The sequence below is a fragment of the Paenarthrobacter sp. NPDC091711 genome (assembly GCF_044756605.1).
Classification (GTDB): Bacteria; Actinomycetota; Actinomycetes; order Actinomycetales; family Micrococcaceae; genus Arthrobacter.
Map to the genome: position 1 here is coordinate 176,399 of NZ_JBIVTF010000005.1, position 22,906 is coordinate 199,304.

General features: G+C 63.8%; 15 protein-coding genes. 11 read left to right on the plus strand and 4 right to left on the minus strand.

Annotation, left to right across the window (positions count from 1 at the left end; all coding sequences use genetic code 11):
* Positions 1–29: 29 nt before the first annotated feature.
* On the minus strand, positions 30–1,439 hold the full coding sequence (locus ACIQH5_RS10455; protein ID WP_062067194.1) for an MFS transporter: 1,410 nt from the start codon (positions 1,437–1,439) through the stop codon (positions 30–32).
* 295 nt (positions 1,440–1,734) lie between these two features.
* Here ACIQH5_RS10455 and ACIQH5_RS10460 point away from each other — a divergent pair, with 295 nt between their 5' ends.
* The 4 genes from ACIQH5_RS10460 (at position 1,735) to ACIQH5_RS10475 (ending at position 7,775) form a co-directional block, all read left to right on the plus strand.
* Positions 1,735–3,141, plus strand: coding sequence for an MFS transporter (locus ACIQH5_RS10460; RefSeq protein WP_400402807.1), 1,407 nt, complete (start codon positions 1,735–1,737; stop codon positions 3,139–3,141).
* Positions 3,142–5,355 (plus strand): molybdopterin oxidoreductase family protein, encoded by a 2,214-nt coding sequence (locus ACIQH5_RS10465; RefSeq protein WP_400402810.1) that lies wholly within the window; start codon positions 3,142–3,144, stop codon positions 5,353–5,355.
* A complete protein-coding gene (locus ACIQH5_RS10470; protein WP_400402813.1) occupies positions 5,352–6,914 on the plus strand; it encodes an FAD-dependent oxidoreductase in 1,563 nt (520 codons plus the stop codon). The genes ACIQH5_RS10465 and ACIQH5_RS10470 overlap by 4 nt, the downstream gene beginning before the upstream one ends.
* Positions 6,915–7,034: 120 nt before the next feature.
* On the plus strand, positions 7,035–7,775 hold the full coding sequence (locus tag ACIQH5_RS10475) for an MBL fold metallo-hydrolase (RefSeq protein ID WP_400402816.1): 741 nt from the start codon (positions 7,035–7,037) through the stop codon (positions 7,773–7,775).
* A gap of 104 nt (positions 7,776–7,879) precedes the next feature.
* Here ACIQH5_RS10475 and ACIQH5_RS10480 read toward each other — a convergent pair whose 3' ends face one another.
* Positions 7,880–9,289: an NAD(P)H-quinone dehydrogenase gene (locus ACIQH5_RS10480; protein ID WP_062068590.1), complete on the minus strand. Its 1,410-nt coding sequence runs from the start codon at positions 9,287–9,289 to the stop codon at positions 7,880–7,882.
* 121 nt (positions 9,290–9,410) lie between these two features.
* On the opposite strand from ACIQH5_RS10480, the gene ACIQH5_RS10485 reads away from it, so the two are divergent.
* The 4 genes from ACIQH5_RS10485 (at position 9,411) to ACIQH5_RS10500 (ending at position 15,916) form a co-directional block, all read left to right on the plus strand.
* Complete coding sequence (locus ACIQH5_RS10485; RefSeq protein ID WP_400402820.1) at positions 9,411–10,211, plus strand: purine-nucleoside phosphorylase; 801 nt, start codon at positions 9,411–9,413, stop codon at positions 10,209–10,211.
* A 546-nt stretch (positions 10,212–10,757) separates the two neighbouring features.
* Positions 10,758–12,356 (plus strand): glycoside hydrolase family 68 protein, encoded by a 1,599-nt coding sequence (locus tag ACIQH5_RS10490; protein WP_400402823.1) that lies wholly within the window; start codon positions 10,758–10,760, stop codon positions 12,354–12,356.
* A 92-nt stretch (positions 12,357–12,448) separates the two neighbouring features.
* Complete coding sequence (locus tag ACIQH5_RS10495) at positions 12,449–14,068, plus strand: glycoside hydrolase family 32 protein (RefSeq protein ID WP_400402826.1); 1,620 nt, start codon at positions 12,449–12,451, stop codon at positions 14,066–14,068.
* A gap of 102 nt (positions 14,069–14,170) precedes the next feature.
* The gene (locus tag ACIQH5_RS10500; protein WP_400402829.1) at positions 14,171–15,916 is read left to right on the plus strand and encodes a phospho-sugar mutase; all 1,746 of its coding nucleotides are present in this window, start codon (positions 14,171–14,173) and stop codon (positions 15,914–15,916) included.
* Between the two features lie 5 nt (positions 15,917–15,921).
* On the opposite strand, the gene nirD is transcribed toward ACIQH5_RS10500, so the two are convergent.
* Positions 15,922–16,290, minus strand: coding sequence for a nitrite reductase small subunit NirD (gene nirD / locus ACIQH5_RS10505; RefSeq protein ID WP_400402832.1), 369 nt, complete (start codon positions 16,288–16,290; stop codon positions 15,922–15,924).
* 281 nt (positions 16,291–16,571) lie between these two features.
* On the opposite strand from nirD, the gene nirB reads away from it, so the two are divergent.
* Genes nirB through ACIQH5_RS10520 form a run of 3 tightly spaced genes read left to right on the plus strand, consistent with a single transcriptional unit; the run spans position 16,572 to position 21,416 of the window.
* On the plus strand, positions 16,572–19,202 hold the full coding sequence (nirB, locus tag ACIQH5_RS10510) for a nitrite reductase large subunit NirB (RefSeq protein WP_400402835.1): 2,631 nt from the start codon (positions 16,572–16,574) through the stop codon (positions 19,200–19,202).
* A 9-nt stretch (positions 19,203–19,211) separates the two neighbouring features.
* Entirely contained in the window at positions 19,212–20,246 is a 1,035-nt protein-coding gene (gene cobA, locus ACIQH5_RS10515; protein WP_400402838.1) for a uroporphyrinogen-III C-methyltransferase, read from the plus strand.
* A gap of 12 nt (positions 20,247–20,258) precedes the next feature.
* Positions 20,259–21,416 (plus strand): uroporphyrinogen-III synthase, encoded by a 1,158-nt coding sequence (locus tag ACIQH5_RS10520; protein ID WP_400402841.1) that lies wholly within the window; start codon positions 20,259–20,261, stop codon positions 21,414–21,416.
* A 28-nt stretch (positions 21,417–21,444) separates the two neighbouring features.
* Here ACIQH5_RS10520 and ACIQH5_RS10525 read toward each other — a convergent pair whose 3' ends face one another.
* Positions 21,445–22,743 (minus strand): Y-family DNA polymerase, encoded by a 1,299-nt coding sequence (locus tag ACIQH5_RS10525; protein WP_400402844.1) that lies wholly within the window; start codon positions 22,741–22,743, stop codon positions 21,445–21,447.
* Between the last annotated feature and the right edge of the window lie 163 nt (positions 22,744–22,906).

The window sequence follows — 22,906 nt, forward strand, 5'->3', positions numbered from 1 at the left end:
GTGCGGGGCCGACGTCGTACTCGAACTACTTAGGCGACGTTGTTTTCGTAGTCCATGTCCTTGGTTTCGCGAGTCAACCAGAGGGCGATGAACGTCACCACAGCGGCGGCGGCCATGTAGGCGCCCACCAGCCAGGTGCTGCCGTTGGCTGCAGACCAGAGCGCAATGGCCACGAACGAAGCAGGTGCTGCACCGATCATCGAGGACAGGTTGTAAGCAACCGCCGACCCCGTGTAGCGGACGTTGGCCGGGAACAGCTCGGGAAGGATGGCAGCCATGGGTCCGAAGGTGAGGCCCATGAGCGTGAAGCCCACAATGAGGCCAACCATGGCTGCTGCCTGGCCGGGTCCGAACATGGTGAACCAGAGCGCACCGAACACGAAGATGCCAGCCGTTACGCCCAGCAGGAACTTGCGTCGGCCCCACTTCTCGGCGAGCGGTCCGGAGACCACGGTGAAGATGCCGAAGAAGACGACGCCGATGATCAGCATCCAGAGGAAATCGGAGCGCGTGATCCCCAGGCCGGGGACAAACGCGGCGATCTGGTCTGCCGTCATGGGCTTTCCGGCCTTCTCAGCGGCGGCCTGAGCGCCGGCCAGCGTGGGCTTGGTGCCGTAGGACAGGGTGAACGTGGTCATGATGTAGAAGAGCACGTAGGTGGCGAACATGATGAAGGTGCCCGCAACCACGGGGCGCCAGTGGCTCTTGAGGGTTGCCGCGAGGGGAACCTTCTGGACCTTTTCCTGCTCGATGACCTTGGTGAAGGAGGCGCTCTCCACCAGCTTCAGGCGTACGTAAAGTCCCACGATGACCAGTACGGCGCTGAGGATGAAGGGAACCCTCCAGCCCCAGGCCAGGAATTCTTCGGCACTCAGGGAGACGTTCATCCAGATGAAGATGACGTTGGCGATGATGAAGCCGATGGGAGCACCCAGCTGCGGGAACGTTCCGTAGATGGCGCGCTTGCCTTCGGGGGCGTTCTCGGTGGCGAGCAATGCCGCGCCGGACCATTCTCCACCCAAGGCCAGGCCTTGGAAGAAGCGCAGGATCACCAGCATGATCGGGGCGAGGATGGCCCACCCCGGCATGGAGGCCGTGGGTAGGAGGCCGATGAGGAAGGTTGCAATACCCATGGTCAGCAGCGATGCCACCAGGGTACCCTTGCGGCCGATCTTGTCACCAAAGTGTCCGAAGACCACGGCGCCAATGGGCCGCGCGAAGAAGGCAACACCGAAGATGGCGAACGCACTGAGCAGCGCATTGATGTCTGTGGCGTCCGGGAAGAAAAGCTTCGGGAAGACGAGTACCGACGCGGTGGCATAGGCGTAGAAGTCGTAGAACTCGATCGTCGTGCCGATCAGGCTCGCGAAGATCACCTTGCCCCGCGAGTTCACTGGCTTAGTGGACTCGCCTTCCTTGGATGGTGCGGTGGAAGACATGTGTTTGCAGCTTTCTTTCACGCCGGCCGAAGCCCCGAGAGCCTACCCGGCGAAGGATTATTCGAGAGTTCAATAATAGTTCCCGCTGTCCATTGACTGGACAACCAAGTCCAACATGCGGACCCACAAGAAAATCTCACCCTGTGGTCCGCGCCACATTACCTCACCACGGCCTCACGCGCCGGTGACCCCGCCGATAGGGAAATGTCACAGGGCGTTTACAAACGGCGACCGTCCACGAAATGCGCCAAACCTACCTTGGAAGAACAACGTCCCCCACCAAGGAGGCACTTCCGTGACTGTTGACCGCACCGCAGATGCACTGGCTCCCGCCCAGTCCACTGCCACTTCCACCCTTGAGCACCGCCCCGGCCGCTGGATCGCCAACTGGGATGCCGAAGACAAGGGCCAATGGGAGTCCGAAGGCCGGTCCATCGCCAAGCGCAATCTCAATTGGTCCATCTTCGCCGAATTCCTCGGCTTCGTCGTATGGCAGCTGTGGTCCATCGTGGTGGTCCAACTCCCCGCAGCAGGCTTCCAGTTCGACACCAACCAGATCTTCTGGCTCATCTCCATCCCCAGCCTCGTGGGCGCCACGCTCCGTATCCCCTACACCTTCATGGTTCCCAAGTTCGGCGGCCGGAACTGGACCATCGTCTCCGCGCTGCTCCTGCTGATCCCCACCACCGGGTTAGCGCTGTGCGTCTCCAACCCGGAGACGCCCTTCGGTGTCATGCTCCTCATGGCCGCACTCGCCGGCTTCGGTGGCGGCAACTTCGCCAGTTCCATGGCCAACATCACCTTCTTCTACCCCGCCCGTGAAAAGGGTTGGGCGCTGGGCCTGAACGCAGCCGGCGGAAACCTCGGTGCCGCCGTCGCCCAGCTTGTTGTGCCCATCGCCATCACGCTCCTGGCAGCCGGGACCGTCAACCTGCCGATGGCTGGCATCATCTGGATCCCGCTGATCATCATCGCCGCCTTCGGCGCCTACAAGTACATGAACAACCTCACCAGCGCCAAGGGTGATGTGGCCGGTTCCCTGGCCGCCCTCAAGGAACCGCACCTGTGGATCATGGCGTTCCTCTACATTGGAACGTTCGGTTCGTTCATCGGCTTCGCAGGCGTCTTCCCCAAGCTGATCAAGGACTACTTCCCGGACTTCTCCTCCATCCACGTCGGCGCCGTGGCACTGTCCTTGGCCTTCCTCGGCCCGCTGATCGGCTCCCTGGCCCGCCCCTACGGCGGACGAATGGCCGATCGCATGGGCGGCGCCCGCATGACCATCGCCTCCTTCGCCTCCATGGCCGTCATCACCTTGACCATGATCTGGACGCTGCCCCTGAAGAACTTCTGGCTCTTCCTCACCCTGTTCCTGCTGCTCTTCCTGGCCAGCGGCTTCGGAAACGGCGCAACGTACCGCATGATCCCGGTCATCTTCGCAACCTCCAGCCGGGCAGCCCGTTCAGGTGCCCCGAGTGCCACCACTGCACGGCTCGCTTCTTCCTCGCTGGGCCTGATCTCCGCGATCGGCGCCTACGGCGGCTTCGTGATCCCGCAGGTACTCAACGCCTCAAACTCGGCCAGCGGCTCCTACACCCCGGCTTTCTACGGATTCGTCGGAGCCTATGTCCTCATGCTCACCGTGTGCTGGGTGGTCTACATTCGCCCCGCACAGAAGCGCAACACGATCGGACACATCTAGATGCCCAACGGCGCCGATACCCACTGCCCCTACTGCGCACTCCAGTGCGCCATGACGCTGACCCCGGCTGCACCTGCCGTGGAAAAGACAGCGGCAGTGCCAGTAACTGACGCAGCACCGGCCGCACCCCTGGAGGTTTCCGGACGCGACTTCCCCACCAACCGGGGCGGGCTGTGCCGCAAAGGCTGGACATCGGCGTCGTTGTTGCGTCACAGCGGCCGGGTCACCGAGCCGATGCTCAAAGGGTCCGACGGCGTCCACCAGCCGATCTCCTGGGACCAGGCCCTCATGCTGATCACCTCAGCGGTGAAGGACACCCAACAGCAGTACGGGAACGACGCCGTGGGAGTGTTCGGCGGCGGCGGCCTCACCAACGAGAAGGCGTACCTGCTGGGGAAGTTCGCCCGCCTCGCACTGCGCACCTCGCGGATCGACTACAACGGCCGCTTCTGCATGTCGTCGGCTGCAGCTGCCGGCAACCGGGCTTTCGGCGTCGACAGGGGGCTCCCCTTCCCTGTCACGGACCTAAACACCGCGTCCGTGATCCTCATGCTCGGATCCAACGTTGCAGAAACCATGCCGCCGTTCGTCCAGCACCTGCAGGGTGCCCGCGACGCCGGTGGGCTGATCGTGGTGGACCCCCGCCGCTCGGCTACTGCTGCGTTCACGTCCGACGGCGGCGGCCTCCACCTGCAGCCGACGCCCGGCACCGATTTGGCGCTTCTTTTGGGGATCAGCCATGTGGTGGTGCACGAAGGCTTGGCCGACGCCTCCTACATCGAGAAGAACACGTCCGGATATGCCGCGGTGGTGCGCAGCCTGTCATCGTTCTGGCCCGAGCGTGTCCAGTCCATCACGGGCGTCCCGGCCAACCTCATCCGGGAAACCGCCCGCCGCTTGGCCCAAGGTGCCCGTAACGGTGGCAGCTATATCCTCAGTGGCCGGGGTGTGGAGCAGCACGTTGACGGCACGGACACCGCCACCGCGGCCATCAATCTCAGCCTCCTCCTGGGCCTGCCCGGCTCCGCGCGCAGCGGCTACGGCACGCTCACAGGACAAGGCAACGGCCAAGGCGGCCGTGAACACGGACAAAAGGCCGATCAGCTCCCGGGCTACCGCAAGATCACCGACCCCGCTGCCCGCGCCCACATGGCGCGTGTGTGGGGCATCGACGAGTCGCTGATCCCCGGACCCGGCCTCCCCGCCGTCGAACTTCTCAAGTCCCTCGGACAACCCGACGGCGTACGTTGCCTCTTCGTCCACGGCGCCAATGTGGTGGTGTCGGCGCCCGATACCAACGCAGTGATCCTAGGACTCCGCAGCCTGGACTTCCTGGTGGTTTGCGACTTCTTCATGTCCGAGACAGCGGCTGAAGCGGACCTGGTTTTGCCGGTGACGCAATGGGCCGAAGAGGAAGGTACGCTCACCAATCTTGAGGGCCGCGTGATCCGTCGCCGACGTGCACTCACTCCTCCCCCTGGCGTGCGCAGCGAGCTGTGGCTCATGGCCCGGCTGGCTGAGCTCCTTGAAGCTCCCTCCACGTTCAGCGATGATCCCGAGACGGTTTTCGAAGAGCTGCGACTGGCCTCTGCCGGTGGTTTGGCCGATTACTCGGGCATCGACTACGCCATGCTGGACCGCGGTGAAGCTGCTTACTGGCCGTACCCTGTGGGCAGCAGCGGCACCCCTCGGCTCTTCGCTGACGGCTTCGCCCATGCTGATGGCCGGGCCGCGATGATTCCGGTGACTCCGTCCAAGCGGGCCGTCCGTTCCTTTGCTGACGATTCGTTGGCCCTGGCAACCGGCAGGCTTCTGGAGCACTACCAATCCGGCGCACAGACCCGGCGCGTGAGCGAACTCCTCGCATCGCAGCCACAGGCCCGGCTGCTCATTCACCCCGGCACAGCGACTACCCGCGGCATTGCCGATGGCGACTACGCCACTGTGACGAACGAACGCGGCGAGGTGCTCTGCCGTGCCGAGCTCAGCACGTCGGTCCGCCCGGACACCGTCTTCCTGCCGTTCCACTTCCCCGGCCAGGAAAACGCGAACCGACTCACGGAAGCGGCTACAGATCCCATTTCCGGCATGCCGGAGTTCAAGACCAGCCGGGTGTGGGTCCGGAAGGCAGTTGCTGCGCAGGACGCTCCCTCGGTTTCTTCGAGAAATCCGGCTATGGCCGGGCTGCCAGTGCACGTCAAGGAGGCATCATGAGCGAGCGCATTGTTGTTGTTGGATTCGGCCCCGTGGCTGCCCGCCTGGTGGACGAACTCCTGCCCGCCGTCCGCACCGGACTGGTGCAGCTACTGGTAGTTGGACAGGAAACCGAGGCCGCGTATAACCGTGTGATGGTTGCCGAGCTTGGCGTCGGGCGCACCACGGCCGGGGCTTTGGCCATGGCTGATGCCGCCGAACTGGAAGCCGACGGCGTGAAAGTGCGCTTGGGCGTCAAGGTCAAGAGAATCGACCGCGCCCGCCAACATGTAGTCCTCTCCGACGGCACCACTGAACACTATGACCGGCTGGTGTTCGCCACCGGATCCCGTCCCGTGATCCCCAACCTGACCGGGCTCAACCCCGACCCCGCCGGGCCTGTCCTCCCTGCTGGCGTCACAACACTGCGTGATCTCAAAGATGCCGCAGTACTCCGTTCAGCCGTAGCTGATGGAAAGCGCGTGGTGGTGTTGGGTGGCGGCGTGCTGGGCCTGGAGACCGCCCTCGCCGCGGCCGAAGAAGGCGCACAGGCCACCGTGGTCCACAACGGGCCGTTCCCTCTGGGGCGCAGCATCGACCGCGGCAGCGGCGCTGTCCTCACCAACAGTTTGAGGGCGGGCGGGGTCCGGATGGCCGGCAACGCGCGTTCCACCGGCGTTGAAACTGCCGGACCTGGCGGCAGCTTCTCAGCCTTGCTGCTGGATGACGGCTCCGCGATCGACGGCGACCTGCTGGTGCTGTCCTGTGGTGTCCGCCCCCGCATTGAACTGGCCGAGGGATGTGGACTTCCCGTTGCTTCCGGCATTCTGGTGGATCATCATCTCCGCACGTATCACGAGCCCCACATGTTCGCGATCGGCGACTGTGCTGAAGTGCGCTGCCCTGACGCTGCATGCGTTGACTGCCGGAATGCCACCGGTCCTTCCGGTCTGGTCGGTCCGGGCTGGCGACAGGCCGAGTGGCTGGCCGAATACCTCGTGGTCCTGGCGCGGGATGGGCAGGACGCCGCAGACGCATGTGACCCCCTGCCTCAGGAGAAGCCGGGCGTCGTGGTTCTGAAGGCCCGCGGCATCAACCTGGCCGTGGCAGGCGACAACCAAGCCGATCCCTGGGACGAGGAGCTGTTGGAAGCCGGCGCCGTTTCCGGGCGACCCCGCCGGCAAATCTCCCAGTGGGCCGACCCCGAACACGGACGCTACGTGAAGATGACCACCCGTGGCGGAGTACTGGAAGGCCTCGTAGCCGTGGGCATGCCACGGACTGCTGCTGAACTGGTGGTGCTCTTTGAACGGTCCTCCGAGCTGCCCGCAGACCGTTCACTGCTCCTGCGGTTGGATGGCCCGGACCAACTCGACGCCGGGGCCACCAGCAACGATCCCCATCGGACCGTGTGCCGATGCGCCGGCGTGAGTGCGGCCAGCATTGAAGATTCCGTGGTTGAGGGCTGCAGCACCGTGGGTGAAGTCTCCAAGGCCACCCGCGCCGGGACGGGCTGCGGAGGGTGCCATGAGGACATCAAGGGGATCATCGAGAAGCACTTCCAAGCGGCCGCCGCGTAGCTCGGGCAGCGGGTGGGGCTCCCGCTCCGGGCAGCCCGGCACGGGGGTTCCCTGCCGGGGGTGCCGTGCGCACGGCATGATCCGCAGGGAACCATCGAATCGGGCCCTTAGACTGCTCGGATGAACGTATCCGAACCCGCGTCCGGCGTCTTTTTCGTGGAGGGACCGGCGTCCAACTGGCTCGTTGTCCGTGACGAGTCAGGATTCTTCCTGATCGACGGCGGCTATCCTGCGGACCGTGATCTGGTGTTGGAATCCGTCCGGGTGCTCGGGCTGGACCCGGCTGATGCGAAAGCCATGCTCATCACCCACGGGCACGTGGACCACACAGGATCAGCCGCCTGCTTCTCGCAGACTTTCGGCACGCCCATCCTCTGCTCTCCCGAAGAACTCGCGCACGTTCAGGGCAAGGAGAAGCATCAGGTGACCATCGGGCAGGTTCTGCTCCGGGCGTGGCGGCCCAGGGTGTTTCGCTGGATGGTCCACGTCATCAAGGCCAAGGCCCTCCAAGCGGAACCGGCTACGCGTGCCGAGGCGTGGACGTCGGCAAAACTCCAGGCCCTCCCGGGGCAACCGCAAGCCATCCTGTTGCCCGGACACACCCCTGGGAACGTGGCCTTACTGCTCCCCGGTGCGGGAGCCATCGCCGTGGGTGACACGTTGGTGAGCGGTCATCCGATCAGCCGGACATCAGGTCCGCAAATGCTGCACAGGATGTACCACTCGGACCCTGCTGCGGCGCTCGCCTCTGCAGGCTCCCTCGTTACAGTCCAAGCCAACGTGATCCTGCCGGGCCATGGCCCTGCCTTGCACATGCCACTGGCCGAGGCCCTCTCCACGATGCAAGCTTGGTCAGCCTGACGCATCCAGGCAGCCCTATACGGGGGTTCCCTGCTAGGAATGCCGTGCGCACGGCACGATCGGCAGGGAACCCCCGAAACGGGCGTCTGTGCTGGGTGGGGAAGCTACATGTGCACGTGCAGGCGCCGCGCAGCCTCCGAGATGGAGCCAGTGAGCGACGGGTACACCGTGAAGGCGCTGGCTACGTCGTCCACGTGGAGCTTCTGGGTCACGGCCACGGAGATCGGGAAGATGAGCTCTGAGGCGTTCGGCCCAACCACCACGCCACCGATCACGGTGCCGGATCCCTTGCGGGCGATGATCTTCACGAAGCCGTCCTTGGTGTTACGCATCTTGGCGCGGGCGTTGCTGAGCAAGGACAGCATCACCACGTCACCCTGGTACTTGCCGGACGCGAGGTCAGCCTCGGAGACGCCCACTGAGGCGATCTCGGGGGACGTGAAGATGTTGGAAGCCACTTGGTTGAGCTTCAGCGGCTTCACGCCATCGCCCATGAAGTGTGCGATCGCGATGCGGCCCTGCATGGCTGCAACGGATGCCAGGGCGAAGACGCCCGTGCAGTCGCCGGCAGCGTAAATGTTGGGGGCCGTGGTGCGGGAAACACCGTCCACCTTGATGTGCCCGGACTCCGTGAGAGTCACCCCGGCTTCTTCAAGGCCGATGCCGGCAGTGTTGGGGATGGAACCAACACACACAAGGCAGTGCGAACCTGTCACGACGGAACCGTCACCCAAGGTGACCTTCACGCCGTCGTCCGTTCGCTCCACTGCGTTGGCGCGGGACTTGGACAAAACGTTGACTCCGCGACGCTCGAAAACGCCTTCCAGCAGCTTGGCGGCGTCCGTGTCCTCGCCAGGGAGGACCTGGTCACGGCTGGAGATCAGGGTGACCTTGGAGCCCAAGCCGTTGTACGCGGATGCGAACTCAGCACCAGTGACGCCCGAACCAACAACAATGAGTTCCTCGGGAAGTTCGTCCAGGTTGTAGATCTGGGCCCAGTTGAGGATGCGTTCACCGTCCGGCTTGGCCGTGGGGAGTTCACGCGGGTGGGCACCGACGGCCAGAAGGATGGCGTCGGCGTCGATGGTGCGGGTGCCATCAATGGTGAGGACTTCGATGGTGTTGTTGTCCAGAAGTTTGCCCGAACCGATGACGATCTCCACGCCCAGGCGCTCAAGACCGGCCCGGATGTCCTCGGACTGTCCGTGGGCGAGGTTCAGGACGCGATCGTTGATGTGCTTGAGGTCGGCACGGGGCTTGGAGGCCGTGCCGTCGCCGTCGAACTTCACGCCGAGCTCGTCCGCCTCACCGACGCGCGTCATGAGGTCGGCGGTGGCAATAAGGGTTTTGGAAGGCACGACGTCGGTCAGAACCGCGGAGCCGCCGAGGCCTGCCCGCTCGATGATCGTGACGTGCGCGCCGAGTGAGGCGGCCACCATGGCAGCTTCATATCCGCCGGGACCACCTCCCAGGATCGCGATACGGGGGGCACTGAAGTCAACTTGGGTGGTCACAATCCTCAATTCTCACTCATTGCCACGCTGGTTGCCACCCAGCCGAACCTCACTCCGGCGCCATCCCTACCAAAGTCCAGCAGGTGCAGGGTAGCTTGTACCAGTGAGTAACACTGAGCTGATGAACACTGACCCTTTCGAGGCCGCGAAGGCCGCCGCAGACTTCATCGCCGCGGAGACCGGCGTCGAGTCCCATGACGTAGCACTGGTGCTCGGATCCGGGTGGGCGGAAGCCGCCGATCTGATCGGGGAAACCACCGCCACCCTCAACGCATCCGAGGTTCCCGGTTTCCACAAGCCAGCAGTGGTGGGCCACGTGGGCACCATCCGCTCCGTCCTCACCAAAGAGGGCAAGCGGGCCCTGGTCCTCGGCGCCCGGACGCACTACTACGAAGGCCGGGGAGTCCGCTCGGTTGTCCACGGCGTGCGCACCGCCGCGGCCGCCGGATGCAAGACACTGGTCCTCACCAACGGCTGCGGCGGACTCAATGAGGACTGGACCCCGGGCACCCCCGTGCTCATCAGCGACCACATCAACCTCACTGCTACCTCGCCTCTTGAAGGCGCAACGTTCGTTGACCTCACCGACCTCTACTCCTCACGGATCCGAGACCTCGCCCGCGAAGTGGATCCGTCGCTGCAGGAAGGCGTGTACGCGCAGTTCACGGGCCCTCACTACGAGACACCGGCAGAGGTTCAGTACGCCCAGCGGATCGGGGCCGACCTGGTGGGCATGTCCACGGCGCTGGAGGCAATCGCCGGCCGCCATGCAGGGATGGAAGTTTTCGGCATCTCTTTGGTAACCAACCTGGCAGCCGGCATCAGCCCGGTTCCTTTGAGCCACGCGGAAGTCCTGGAAGCCGGACATGCAGCGGGCAAGCGGATCTCCAAGCTTCTGGCCGAAATCATCGCCAAGCTTTAGTCGATTTCACCAACGCGGCACTTTCCCAGCTGCGCTGCTGCCCATTTGCACTGTCTCCCAACTTCACTGTTTCCCATCTCACTGCGGGGCCACCCTCACCGGCGGCCCCGCAGTGTCGTTTAAGTGGCCCCGCAGCACCGCTTGAAAGGTGCGCGCTAATAACCGCGTCCGGGAATTAAACGCACAGTAAATTCTCAGGATAAATCTGATGTGTGTCGAAACATTTGACCCGTCCTGCCCAAGAATGTCACGCGCGCACGTTGGCAATGTAAGCGCTTGCGCACTTACTGGGGAGTAGCCCCGGAGGCCCACGAAACTCCCTTTGATCTGAGACCTAACACGTGTCAGCGTGGAGAGTGCCCCGGTAAGTCGACGTGCCGGAGCCACCGCGGCGGAAAGCTGAAAAGCTCCCCCGCACCTCGAAAACGATGGCGTCCCTCGGTGACGCCTCGAGCGGATCGATGGACGCCTGAGTAGAGAACCCCCAACAAGGGTTCAGGGCATGCGCCCCACTCCACGAAGTCCAACTCCGCGAGAAGAGCAAGCATGAACACGCACTTACCCCCTCAACGGCCGCGCCGCCGGCTGCGACAGGCAGTAGCCCTCGCAGCAGCGGCCGGTGTGGCCGGCAGCATCCTGATGGTGACGCCAGCCGCGCAGGCCAACCTGCCGGCCGACCCGCCGTCGAGCACCATGCCGGCACCCACGCCCGGCTTCCCGCTGCCAACCACCCACACGCAGCAGGCCTATGATCCGGCGGCAGACTTCACGTCCAAGTGGACGCGAGCCGACGCCAAGCAGATCATGGCCCAGAGCAACCCCAACGTTGCCCCTGGACAGAACTCCATGAGCCCCGACGTCACCATGCCGGAAATCCCCAAGGACTTTCCTGCCATGAACGACGACGTCTGGGTTTGGGACACGTGGTCCCTGACGGACGAGAACGCCAACCAGATCAGCTACAAGGGCTGGGATGTCATCTTCTCCTTGGTTGCCGACCGGAACGCCGGCTATGGCTTCGACCAGCGCCACTGGAACGCAAGGATCGGCTACTTCTTCCGCAAGACCAACGCCGATCCCGCCAAGGACAAATGGAACTACGGCGGACACCTGTTCCTGGACAACACGTCCATCGGGAACACGGAGTGGTCGGGTTCCACGCGCCTCATGCAAGGCAACAAGATCAACGTGTTTTACACGGCCACCACGTTCTACGACGTCGCCGAGCGGAACGCGGGCGGCGGCGGCATCGCTCCGGACGCCGCGATAGCCAAGGCACTGGGCACCATCCACGCCACCAAGGACGGCGTGACCTTCGACGGCTTCCAGCACACCAAACTGCTGGAACCGGACGGAAAGCTGTACCAGAACAAAGCGCAGAACCCCGGCTTCGCTTTCCGTGACCCGTACACCTTCGCGGACCCCGCCCACCCGGGCAAGACCTTTATGGTCTTCGAAGGCAACACCGGCGGCACCCGCGGCTCCTACAAGTGCAAGCAGGAAGACCTTGGCTACGCCCCGGGCGATCCCAATGCCGAAACCGTGGCCCAGGTCAACAACACCGGGGCCTGGTACCAGACCGCCAACGTGGGACTCGCCGTTGCGGACAACAAGGACCTCACCAGGTGGAGCTTCCTGCCTCCGATCCTCTCCGCCAATTGCGTGAACGATCAGACTGAGCGTCCGCAGATCTTCATCCAGAACGAGAACGGCAAGAACAAGTACTATCTGTTCACCATCAGCCACCAGTTCACGTACGCAGATGGAATGCGCGGCCCGGACGGCGTCTACGGCTTCGTCGGCAACGGTGTCCGCTCCGACTACCAGCCGGTCAACAACAGCGGCCTGGCCCTGGGCTCCCCCACGGACCTGAACATGCCGGCCAACGCACCGGAGGGTCCGGACCCGCGCCAGAACGGCCGGCAGTTCCAGGCCTACTCGCACTACGTCCAGCCCGGCGGGCTCGTCCAGTCGTTCATTGACAACGTGGACGGCGTCCGCGGCGGCTCACTCTCCCCCACCGTGAAGATGAACTTCCAGGGCGGTGTGACCCAGGTGGACCGCAGCTTCGGCCAGAACGGCCTTGGGCCGTTCGGCTACCTTCCCACCAACGTCCGTGTTGGCGGCGAAGGCCTCTACAAGTAAGCAGTAACACCCCGGCCGTCAGGCCACGGCAGGGGTGCCTGGTCCAGCGAGGACCGGCACCCCTGCCACCCCCAACCCCCAGGATCTTCCCCATGACTTATCCCAGCCCCCACCTTTCGCGCCGCCAGATGCTGGCCGCAAGTGCCGCCGTCGTGGTCGCCTTCTCCGCAGCGTCCTGCACACAGGCTGAAAGCCCGACGCCGGTCCCCGCCCCGGGCGGCCACCGGCCGACGCCTTCAGACCCATGGCGGCCCGCTGCTCACCTGACGGCTGAGAAGAACTGGCTCAATGATCCCAACGGCCTCGTCTATCACGACGGCACCTATCACGCCTTCTACCAGTACAACCCCCGTGGGAACTCGTGGGGCAACATGTCCTGGGGCCACTCCACCAGCCAGGATTTGATCCACTGGGAGCAGCAGCCAGTGGCCATGGAAGCCAGCCCGGAGGAAGAAATTTTCTCCGGCTGCATCGTGGTGGACAAGAACAACGCATCAGGTCTCGGCTCTGCGGAAAACCCGCCCATGGTGGCCCTCTACACCAGCGCGTACGGGAAGAACGGCAGGCTGCCCCAAGGCTCGCAAGCCCAATCTGTGGCTTTCAGCGTGGACGGAGGTGCCTCGTGGCAGAAGTACCATGCCAACCCGGTTCTGAACCTCGCGCCCACTAACAACAACTTCCGCGACCCCAAAGTGACCTGGTACGGGCCCGGCCGCTACTGGGTGATGACCACCGTGGTGGCCGACGCCCAGGTGGTCAAGTTGTTCAAGTCCACGGACCTCCTCCGCTGGGAATTCCTGAGCGATTTCTCCGGCGTTGGCGCCCAGGGCGGGCTCTGGGAAGTGCCGGAACTCATTCACATGGACGTGGAGGACTCCACCGCGAAGAAGTGGGTGATGCTCCTGAGCATTAACCCCGGCGGCATTGCGGGCGGTTCGGGCATGCAATACTTCGTGGGCGAATTCGACGGAACGCACTTCACTGCCGAAAACGCTGCCGCTCCCGACGCGCCCCTTAGCGAATCCCAGTGGCTGGACCACGGAGCCGACTATTACGCCGCGAACTCCATCTCCAGCGCGCCCGGGGACAAACCCGTGCTCCTGGGGTGGATGGGCAACTGGGACTACGCCCAGGATGTGCCCACAACGCCGTGGCGCGGCTCCATGGCAATTCCCCGTGAACTCACCCTGGTCAAGGGTGGGGAGCGGTATGAGTTGCGCTCGGCGATAGCCGGCGTGGCACGGGAGACGCTGGAACGCTCCGGTGAGTTGAGGAGCAAAAATCTCACCGTCGGCTCCTCATCCATGGATTTGGGGCAGGACTTCCGGGGACGCACCCAGCTGATCGAGCTGGACATGGACCTCACGTCGGCGCGCGAAGCAGGCGTGCTGCTCCGTCAACCCTCCGGCTCCGGCCCCGGACTGCGCATCTCCTATACCAAGAAATCAGGCATCGTCAGGGTGGACCGTTCACAGGCCGGAACCCGTAACTTCTCCGCGAAGTTCAGCCCCTTTCATGAGGTGGCCCTGCCCTCTCCCGGGCGCAAGGTCCATCTGACTGTTCTCTTGGATTCGTCCTCTGTGGATGTCTTCGCCGGGGATGGAGCTGCGGTACTTTCGGAGACGTTCTTCCCGGACTGGGACCATGTGGGGACCTCTGCGTTCAGCACTGACGGCGACACGGACTTCAGTGTTACTTCCCGCACTCTTTAAGGCCCCCTGAGGGGCGGGATCTCACCCTTTACGACCACTCAAAGGGGCGGGATCCCGCCCCTCGTTGCCCGCGGAGGTCTCATTGAGGATAGTTTTGTCCCTATGACATCCAGCGATGCCGCATTTGAACAGCTGATCACCGACGCCCGCCAATGGGCTTCCCAGGACCCGGACCCGGCGACGGCGGCTGCTCTCGTCGAGCTGACCGAGCTCGCCGAAAACGGTGATGCGGGAGCAACACAGGAATTGGGCGACAGCTTCAACGGCACCCTGCAATTCGGCACAGCCGGCCTTCGTGCGGCACTCGGTCCAGGCCCCAACCGGATGAACCGCGTCGTCGTGCGCCGGGCGGCGGCAGGACTCGCCGCGTTCCTCACCGAGACCGTAGCCGCAGCTGCGCCCGGAACCCGGCCGCGCGCCGTCGTCGGCTTCGACGCCCGCTACAACTCGGACATCTTCGCGCAGGAAACCGCGGCGATCTTTACGGCAGCGGGCATCGACACCTTCCTGATGCCGGCAGCACTTCCGACGCCGTTGCTCGCCTTTGCGGTCCGGTCACTGGACTGCGACGGCGGCGTGATGGTCACCGCGAGTCACAACCCGCCGCAAGACAACGGGTACAAGGTTTACCTCGGACGGCATGCAGTTTCCGAAAGCGGACGTGGTTCGCAAATCGTGGCGCCGTACGACGCGGAAATCGCAGCCAAAATCGAGGCTGTAGGTACGTTGGATTCGATCGTGCTGGCAGAGGACGGGTGGACCGTACTGCCCACCTCCATCGCGGCCGATTATGAAGGCGCCATGGCGGGCTTGGTGGATAGGGAACATTTCCCGGCCCGGGACCTCAAGATCGTCCTGACACCCATGCACGGTGTCGGTGGCGAAACGGCTGTCTCGGTCCTGAACGCCGCAGGTTTCACGGATGTCACCCTGGTGGCCGAACAGGCCGAGCCGGACCCGGACTTCCCCACCGTCGCGTTCCCCAATCCGGAAGAACCCGGCGCGCTGGACCTGGCCCTCGCGGCCGCCGCCGACTCGGACGCGGACATCGTTGTGGCCAATGATCCCGACGCCGATCGTGCTGCGGTTGCTGCCTTGGACCCCGCCACGGGAGCCTGGCGGATGCTGCGCGGCGACGAAGTAGGAGCGCTCCTGGGTGCGCACGTCGTGGCGCGCATCGCTGCCGCCGCCGGGGATGAGCCGCAAACGGGCGTCTTCGCCAACTCGATCGTTTCCTCACGCCTGCTGTCCCGGATTGCCGCTGCAGCAGGATACGCCCATGAGGAGACCCTCACCGGGTTCAAATGGATTTCACGGGTTCCCGGCCTCACCTACGGGTATGAGGAAGCCTTGGGATACTGCGTGGCACCGGATCTGGTGCGGGACAAGGACGGAATTTCAGCGGCAGTGCTGATCGCGGAACTTGCAGCAACAGCCAAGGCCGACGGTAAGACCATCTTTGACACCCTTGATGACCTCTATTTGGTACACGGGTTGCATGCGAGCGACCAGCTCAGTATCCGCGTAGCCGATTTGGGCTTGTTGGATGCCATGATGAACCGCCTCCGGGTCAACCCGCCGGAAGCGTTCGGAGGTTCCGCCGTCGAGATTTTCACCGATCTTGCCGAGGGAAGCGAAGCCCTGCCTCCCACGGACGGTCTGCTGTACCTGACGCGGGACCAGAGCCGCGTCATCATTCGTCCCAGCGGCACGGAGCCCAAGCTCAAGTGCTATCTGGAAGTCATCCAGGCCGTGGAATCCGCGGCGGAGCTTGACGCTGCGCGCCAAACAGCGCGAACGTCCCTGGATGATGTTCTCAGGGACGTCCGCGAAGCGTTGGGTTTGTAAAACTCTTAGAGCTCAACCTCAATGAAGCCATCCACCAAACGGGTGGCAAAGGCTTCGAGCCTGAGTTCGGGGTTGGTGAAGCATTCACCGGTTTCGAGGTCGTAGACCTCTTTGTGCAGCGGCGACGCGATGGTGGGCCTGCTTCCGCGGGAGCCGATGATTCCGCGAGCCATCACGTTGGCGAGCGTCGCCGGATCCTGCTGAGCCACAGCGAAAACCTCGGTGGGCGCCGTGCGGAACAGCGCAACCTGGCGACCGGCGATGAGCGCAGCTTCGCCCCAGGCAACTTCGAGTTCGTCCACCGGGCAAACGCGCTGCCACGTTGCGGTGGCGGTGGCGGTCAGATTTTCGGCACGGTCCAGAATTACGGTCATTTCAGCCCCTCTCACTGTGTCCGGGTGCTGGCAATGTCACCGTCACTCCCCCGGACCGGGCCACGCTTGCGGCCACTCCTCCACGCTAGGACCGGGGTGTTTCAACAGGGGTGCGCGTTTGTGTCCAACGCGTAAAAGAGACCTCACGCCCCGGGAAATGCGTTCGTGATGCAGAAGTTAAGATCACGAAACATAAGGGAAACTGAAGCGAAACTGCCCGTCCCTAGGCTGGAACCACAAGTTGCGGAGATCCGTCTGCAACATCTGCGAAAGGCCCACCAGTGACCGGACACACTTCAAGTACAGAGAACCTGCGCCGCGTTGTCGTCGTCGGCGGCGGCCCTGCTGCCCACCGCTTCGCCGATGCCATGGTCAACCGCGGACTTGAAGGTTGGCAGGTTACGGTGCTGACCGAAGAAGCGCACCTCCCCTATGACCGCGTGGCCCTGAGCAAGGCGCTGACGGAAACCGGCGTGGACCTCACCCTGGGCGACGCGTCCATGTGGGACCACGAAGCCCTCACCCTCAAGACCGGCGAGCGCGCCGTCAAAATCGACTCCGTTGCCAAGAGCGTCCTCACGGCTGCCGGCAACAAGTACGAATACGACCACCTGGTGGTTGCCTCGGGTTCGGATGCAGCCCGACTCCCTATCCCCGGCGCGGAACATACCCACGTTTACCGGACGCTCGAAGACGTATGGGCCATCAACAAGGCCATTGCCGGGCTGACGGAGAAGCTGGGCCGCAAGGTCAACGCCGTCACCATCGGTGGTGGCCTTCTGGGCCTCGAGTCTGCGGCCGGAACCGAGCAGCTGGGTGCTACCCCGATCGTGATCAACGGCTCGCCCTGGCTCATGAACACCCAGTTGGACGAAGGCGCGGGGCAGGCCTTGGGTCGGCTGATCGAGGCCAAGGGCTTCGAAGTCCACGGCGGCGTCTTCCCCTCCGAGGTTGTTACTGACGACGACGGCAATGTCACCGGAGTCCTCATGGCTGATGGCCGCACCATCGACGCCGACCTCGTGATCGTTGCCATCGGCGTCAAGCCCCGCGACGACCTCTTCCGGGCAGGTGAAGGCGAGGAACAGCTCTTCAGCCTGGGCCAGCGCGGTGGCGTGGTCATCAATGACTTCTGTGCCACGGAAGTGGATGGCATCTGGGCCATCGGCGAAGTGGCTAACTTTGAAGGCATGTGCCTGGGCCTGGTGGCTCCGGCCAACACCATGGCCGAGATCGTTGCCGACCGCCTGCACGGCGGAGAAGCCACGTTCCCGGGCTTTGACACTGCCACCAAGCTCAAGTTGTCCGGTGTTGATGTTGCCAGCTTTGGTGACGCCTTTGCCCGGACGGAGCATTCCCTGGAGATCGTCTACGCCGACCCCGCTCGTGGCGTATACCAGAAGATTGTCACCACCGATGATGCCAAGACCCTTCTGGGTGGCATCTTCGTGGGTGATGCTTCCCCTTACATGAGCCTCCGTCCGCTCCTTGGCCGCGAACTGTCCGCCGAACCGGGCGCCTACCTGAGTGCTGCCGGTGGTGGGGAGGCTCCTGAGACTGAGCTTCCGGACGATGCCATCCTGTGCTCCTGCAACAACGTAGCTGCCGGCACCATCCGCGACGCCATCAATGGTTGCGGCGCCTGCGAAGGAAACGCTCCAGTGCAGGAGCTCGGGGAGCTGAAGGGCTGCACCCGCGCCGGCACTCAATGTGGTTCGTGTGTACCCATGCTCAAGAAGCTGATGGAAGGCGAGCTGAAAAAGTCCGGCATCGAGGTCTCCAAGGCACTGTGTGAGCACATCAGCTTGTCCCGTCAGGAACTCTTCGACGCTATCCGCGTCCTTGAACTGACCTCCTTTGAAGAGATCATGGCCAAGTACGGCACGGGGGCGGGCTGCGATATCTGCAAGCCGACCATTGCCTCCATCCTGGCCAGCCAGCACTCCGCCTATGTGCTGGACGCCGGACGTGGCTCGCTGCAGGACACCAACGACCGCGCTTTGGCGAACATGCAGAAGGATGGCACCTACTCGGTGGTCCCCCGCATCGCCGGCGGTGAGATCACGCCCAAGGGCCTCGGAGTCATCGCGGCCGTGGCTGAGAAGTACAACCTCTACACAAAGATCACCGGTGGCCAGCGCATTGATATGTTTGGGGCCCGCCTGGAGCAGCTCCCGGACATCTGGAAGGAACTGGTGGACGCGGGCTTTGAATCCGGCCAGGCCTACGGAAAGAGCCTCCGCACGGTGAAGTCCTGTGTAGGCTCCACGTGGTGCCGGTTCGGCGTGCAGGATTCTGTGGCCATGGCCATCGCCCTGGAGCTTCGATACCGCGGCCTCCGCAGCCCGCACAAGCTGAAGATGGGTGTCTCCGGTTGCGCCCGCGAATGTGCCGAGGCACGCGGTAAGGACGTGGGCGTCATTGCCACGGCTGATGGTTGGAACCTGTACGTGGGCGGCAATGGTGGCGCCACCCCGGCCCACGCAAAGCTCCTCGCCAAGGATCTGGACGACGAAACCCTGCTGAAGTACATCGACCGTTACCTCATGTACTACATCCGCACCGCTGACCGTCTGCAGCGCACCGCACGCTGGCAGGAAGAGCTTGATGGCGACATCAAGCACGTCGAGGACGTAGTGGTCAACGACTCCCTGGGCATCGCCGAAGAGCTTGAGGCGGCCATGGCCAAGCACATCGACACCTACGAGGACGAGTGGGCCGAGACCCTGAAGGACCCGGAGCGCCTCCGCCGTTTCCGTTCCTTCGTCAACGCCCCCAACCAGAAGGACGAGTCCATCTCCTTCGTTCCGGAGCGCGGCCAGATCCGTCCGGCCACCAACGAGGAAAAGGGCGGCGTGCTCATCGCGTCCACCATCCCGGTCCGCAGCGAAACCGTCGGCGTAGAAAACTAGGGGTTCACCATGCAGCTCACCATTGATCTCACCGGCCGCGACGTCCTTGTCACCGGATCCGAAAAGTCTGCCCGCCAAGCAGTCCGCCGTTACCAGCGGGCCGGCGCCAAGGTGTACCGGCTCAGCACGCCGGAGGGCGTGCCGGGCGACGGCCAGCTGCCGGAGCGCCCCTTTCTGGTGGCGGTGGTGGACGACGGCGAGGCCGGCTGGTCGCCGCTGGTGGAACGCTGCCGGGAGGCAGGGATCCCCGTTGCCTTTGAACCTGCACCCGGAGCCGAGGGCCATGTGACCCTGGTGGGTGGAGGTCCGGGAGCCTTGGACCTGCTCACCGTGGGTGCCGTGGACGCCCTGCGGGATGCCGACGTCGTGTTGTATGACCGCCTCGCCCCCTACCAGGAGCTGGCCGGGCTGACATCTGCAGAGCTCGTGGATGTTGGAAAGCAGCCCGGGCTCCACAAGGTAACTCAGCGGGACATCGAGAAGCTCATGGTGGAGGCTGCACTGCTGGGCAAGAACGTGGTCCGGCTCAAGGGCGGCGATCCGTATGTGTTCGGGCGCGGCGGGGAAGAAGTGGCTGCCTGTGTTGCTGCCGGTATCCCGGTGAGGGTCATCTCCGGCGTCACCAGTGCCATCTCCGTACCCGCGGCGGCCGGAATCCCCGTGACGCACCGCGAGGTAAGCCACATGTTCACCGTTGTTTCCGGCCACGCCCCTTTGACGGAGAAGGAACACACCCACCTCGCAGGCCTGGGCGGGACGATCGTGGTGCTCATGGGCATCGGCACCCTGCCCCAGCTGGCGGCAGGCCTGCGCCGCGCTGGAATGAAGGCGGATATGCCCATGGCCGTGGTGGAACGCGGATACCGCCCGGGACAGCGCACCACCATCGCTGACCTCGGTACCATCGAAACAGCAGCCTCCGGCTGCAGCAACCCGGCCGTACTGGTCATCGGCGAGGTGGTGAGGGTTGCTGAAGCCAACCGGAACCATGCCGAAGCATCCGCTGAACTGAGCCGACTCGCGGCTTCGCTCCTTGAAGCCTGAAGGTAAGAACACATGACTGTTACACGTGCCATCGAAGTCCCGGACGCTGCTGCCGCGCCGGAAATTTCCGAAGCTGTGGAAGCGCCACTGGATGGTTTCCGCATTGGCGTCACTTCGCACCGCCGTTCCCGCGACCTCATCGAGGCACTGGAGCGCCGCGGTGCGAGCGTGTTGCACGCCCCTGCATTGAAGATTGCCCCGGTGCAGGAGGACATGGTCCTCATCGAGGACACCCGCACCATCATCGCGGCCAAACCGGACATCTGCATCGCCACCACTGCGTACGGGATGCGCCGCTGGTGTGAGGCTGCGGATTCCTTCGGTATTGGCGAGCAACTCCTGGACACGCTGTCCGCATGCCGCATGTTCGTGCGTGGGCCCAAAGCCCGTGGTGCCGTACGGGCGGCAGGTCTCGCCGACGTCGGAATCAGTAGTGACGAAACCACCGCCACCCTGGTGGACATGCTGCTGGCCGAAGGCGTGCGCGGTAAGACCGTGGCCGTGCAGCTGCACGGGTACACGGACGTCCGCCAACTTGAACGGCTCCGCATGTCCGGCGCCACTGTCCTGACCGTCACGCCGTACCGCTGGGTCAAACCCGACGGCGAAGACAAACTGCCGCGGCTGATCGAGGCAGTGGTGGGCGGGAATCTGGACGTCCTGACGTTCACCAGTGCACCCGCTGTGGACGCAATGTGGAGCACCGCCCACGAAATGGGCCTTTACCGTCAACTCATCGAAGCGCTCAAGGGTCCGGTGACGGTTGCCGCTGTTGGGCCAGTCACTGCGCAGCCCTTGGTTGACGCCGGACTGAGTCCGCTGATCCCGGACCGCTACCGCATGGGTGCGCTGATCAGGCTGGTCACCGAACATCTCTCGCTGAACCATGTGCGCAGGCTGGAGACCAAGAGCGCCACCATTGAGCTCCGAGGACGCTGCCTGCGGATCAACGGTGAGGTGGTTGACCTTGCACCGGCGCCACTGCTTCTGCTGCGAGCGCTGCTCGGAGCGGGTGGGGCCGTCCTGTCCAGGGAAGCTCTGTCTGACCTGTTGGACTTGCGCGGTTCTGTGCACGCGCTGGACATGACGGTGAGCCGGCTTCGGTCTGCGCTTCCAGATGGCAAGCTCGTGGAAACCGTGGTGAAGAGGGGTTACCGGCTGCGGGCCTAAGTTCTCCCGTAAGTAGTTTCCTGCCACGCTAGGCCGCCTTCACCAGGGGAAGTTCGTCCCAGTTGGTGGTGTAGCGGGGGCTGAGCATGTCCCGTTTCATGGACCAGTCCGGGCCGCCCTTGATGCCGGCGTGGCCCAGGCCGATGGAGCCGCGGCCATATCGCTTGCTGACTTGCTCCAGCAGGGGGCCGATCCCGCGTTCCTCGTGCCGGTTCTCGAAGATTTCCAAGGGTTTCTGGTTGCCGCTGGGGCGAAGGTCAGTGACCATGATCCCTGCTTTGGCGTATTTCACTCCTTCCTGGATTTTGGGGACCAGCGCGTGCGCGGCCTTGGTCAGCAGCACCGGGTCCGAGGTGGGCATGGGCAACTTGACGTTGACAGTGGGGAACGACTTGTCGTTGGGGTTGTAGACCGAAGTTGCGGCAAAGGCAGTCAGCAGTTTGGCCTGAAGATCATGCTTGGCCAGCCTGGCACTGGCCATTTGGCCATAAACGCTCAGCACCTGACGTAACTCCGCGGACGTGGTGATCGGCGTGGAGAAGGACCGGGAGAAGATCAATTGGTCCCGCCCGATCCGTTCCTCCTCCATGGGGATGCAGGGCGTGCCTTGTAGTTCCAGGACAGTGCGCATCATGACAATGGAGAATTTGTCCCTCAACGCCACGGGGTCCGCACTGACCAGGTCCAGGATCGAGAAGATCCCCATCGCATTCAGGCGTTTGGTGAGCCGGCTGGCTACGCCCCATATCTCGATCACGGAGAGCCGCGCCATGAGCGCTTCGCGCTGGCCCTCGGGGATGGAGTCCCAGCGGCACACCCCGTTGAAGGCCGGATTATGCTTGGCCCACTTATTGGCCAGTTTGGCGAGAGTCTTGGTGCGCGCAATTCCTACGCAAACGGGGACGCCCACATGCCGTTGGCAGGCAACCTTGATGGTACGGCCCAATTCCAGCAGGTCTTCCGGTTGCCCCTTCACTCCCAGGAACGCCTCATCAATGGAGTACACCTCCTGCCAGGCTGAGTACCGGGCCAGGAGCTCCATGACACGCGAGCTGATGTCTCCATACAGTTCGTAGTTGCTCGATAGGGCTATCAATCCCCATTCCTTGGCCCGTGGAGCGAGTTTGAACCATGGCTCGCCCAGCCCGATTCCCAGCTTCTTTGCCTCGGGCGACCGGGTCACGGCACAACCGTCATTGTTGGACAGCACTATCAAAGGCTTGCCCTCCAGCGCAGGGTTGAAGGCCCTCTCCGCCGAGGCGTAGAAGCAGTTGATGTCCACGTGGGCGATTTCCTGCATCCGATGCATGAGCGCTGGCTTGGACATTCCACTCCTTGGCTCGGCACTAGCACGCGAACCCCCATTCAGGTGCGGGACACGCCGTGCATTCGAACATATATTCGAATACCTCTACTGTACTGCCGAGGTCCGACAAGAAAGCATCCCGCCCGCCGTATGTGGAAAAGTCCGGCGGACGGGATGCAGCCAC

Bases quoted from the DNA above. Each gene is read 5' to 3' on its own strand.
- cobA (WP_400402838.1), top strand. From the start codon at position 19,212: ATGCAGCTCACCATTGATCTCACCGGCCGCGACGTCCTTGTCACCGGA.
- ACIQH5_RS10465 (WP_400402810.1), top strand. From the start codon at position 3,142: ATGCCCAACGGCGCCGATACCCACTGCCCCTACTGCGCACTCCAGTGC.
- ACIQH5_RS10500 (WP_400402829.1), top strand. From the start codon at position 14,171: ATGACATCCAGCGATGCCGCATTTGAACAGCTGATCACCGACGCCCGC.
- ACIQH5_RS10475 (WP_400402816.1), top strand. From the start codon at position 7,035: ATGAACGTATCCGAACCCGCGTCCGGCGTCTTTTTCGTGGAGGGACCG.
- ACIQH5_RS10525 (WP_400402844.1), bottom strand. From the start codon at position 22,743: ATGTCCAAGCCAGCGCTCATGCATCGGATGCAGGAAATCGCCCACGTG.
- ACIQH5_RS10495 (WP_400402826.1), top strand. From the start codon at position 12,449: ATGACTTATCCCAGCCCCCACCTTTCGCGCCGCCAGATGCTGGCCGCA.
- ACIQH5_RS10520 (WP_400402841.1), top strand. From the start codon at position 20,259: ATGACTGTTACACGTGCCATCGAAGTCCCGGACGCTGCTGCCGCGCCG.
- ACIQH5_RS10455 (WP_062067194.1), bottom strand. From the start codon at position 1,439: ATGTCTTCCACCGCACCATCCAAGGAAGGCGAGTCCACTAAGCCAGTG.
- ACIQH5_RS10490 (WP_400402823.1), top strand. From the start codon at position 10,758: ATGAACACGCACTTACCCCCTCAACGGCCGCGCCGCCGGCTGCGACAG.
- ACIQH5_RS10470 (WP_400402813.1), top strand. From the start codon at position 5,352: ATGAGCGAGCGCATTGTTGTTGTTGGATTCGGCCCCGTGGCTGCCCGC.
- ACIQH5_RS10485 (WP_400402820.1), top strand. From the start codon at position 9,411: ATGAACACTGACCCTTTCGAGGCCGCGAAGGCCGCCGCAGACTTCATC.
- nirD (WP_400402832.1), bottom strand. From the start codon at position 16,290: ATGACCGTAATTCTGGACCGTGCCGAAAATCTGACCGCCACCGCCACC.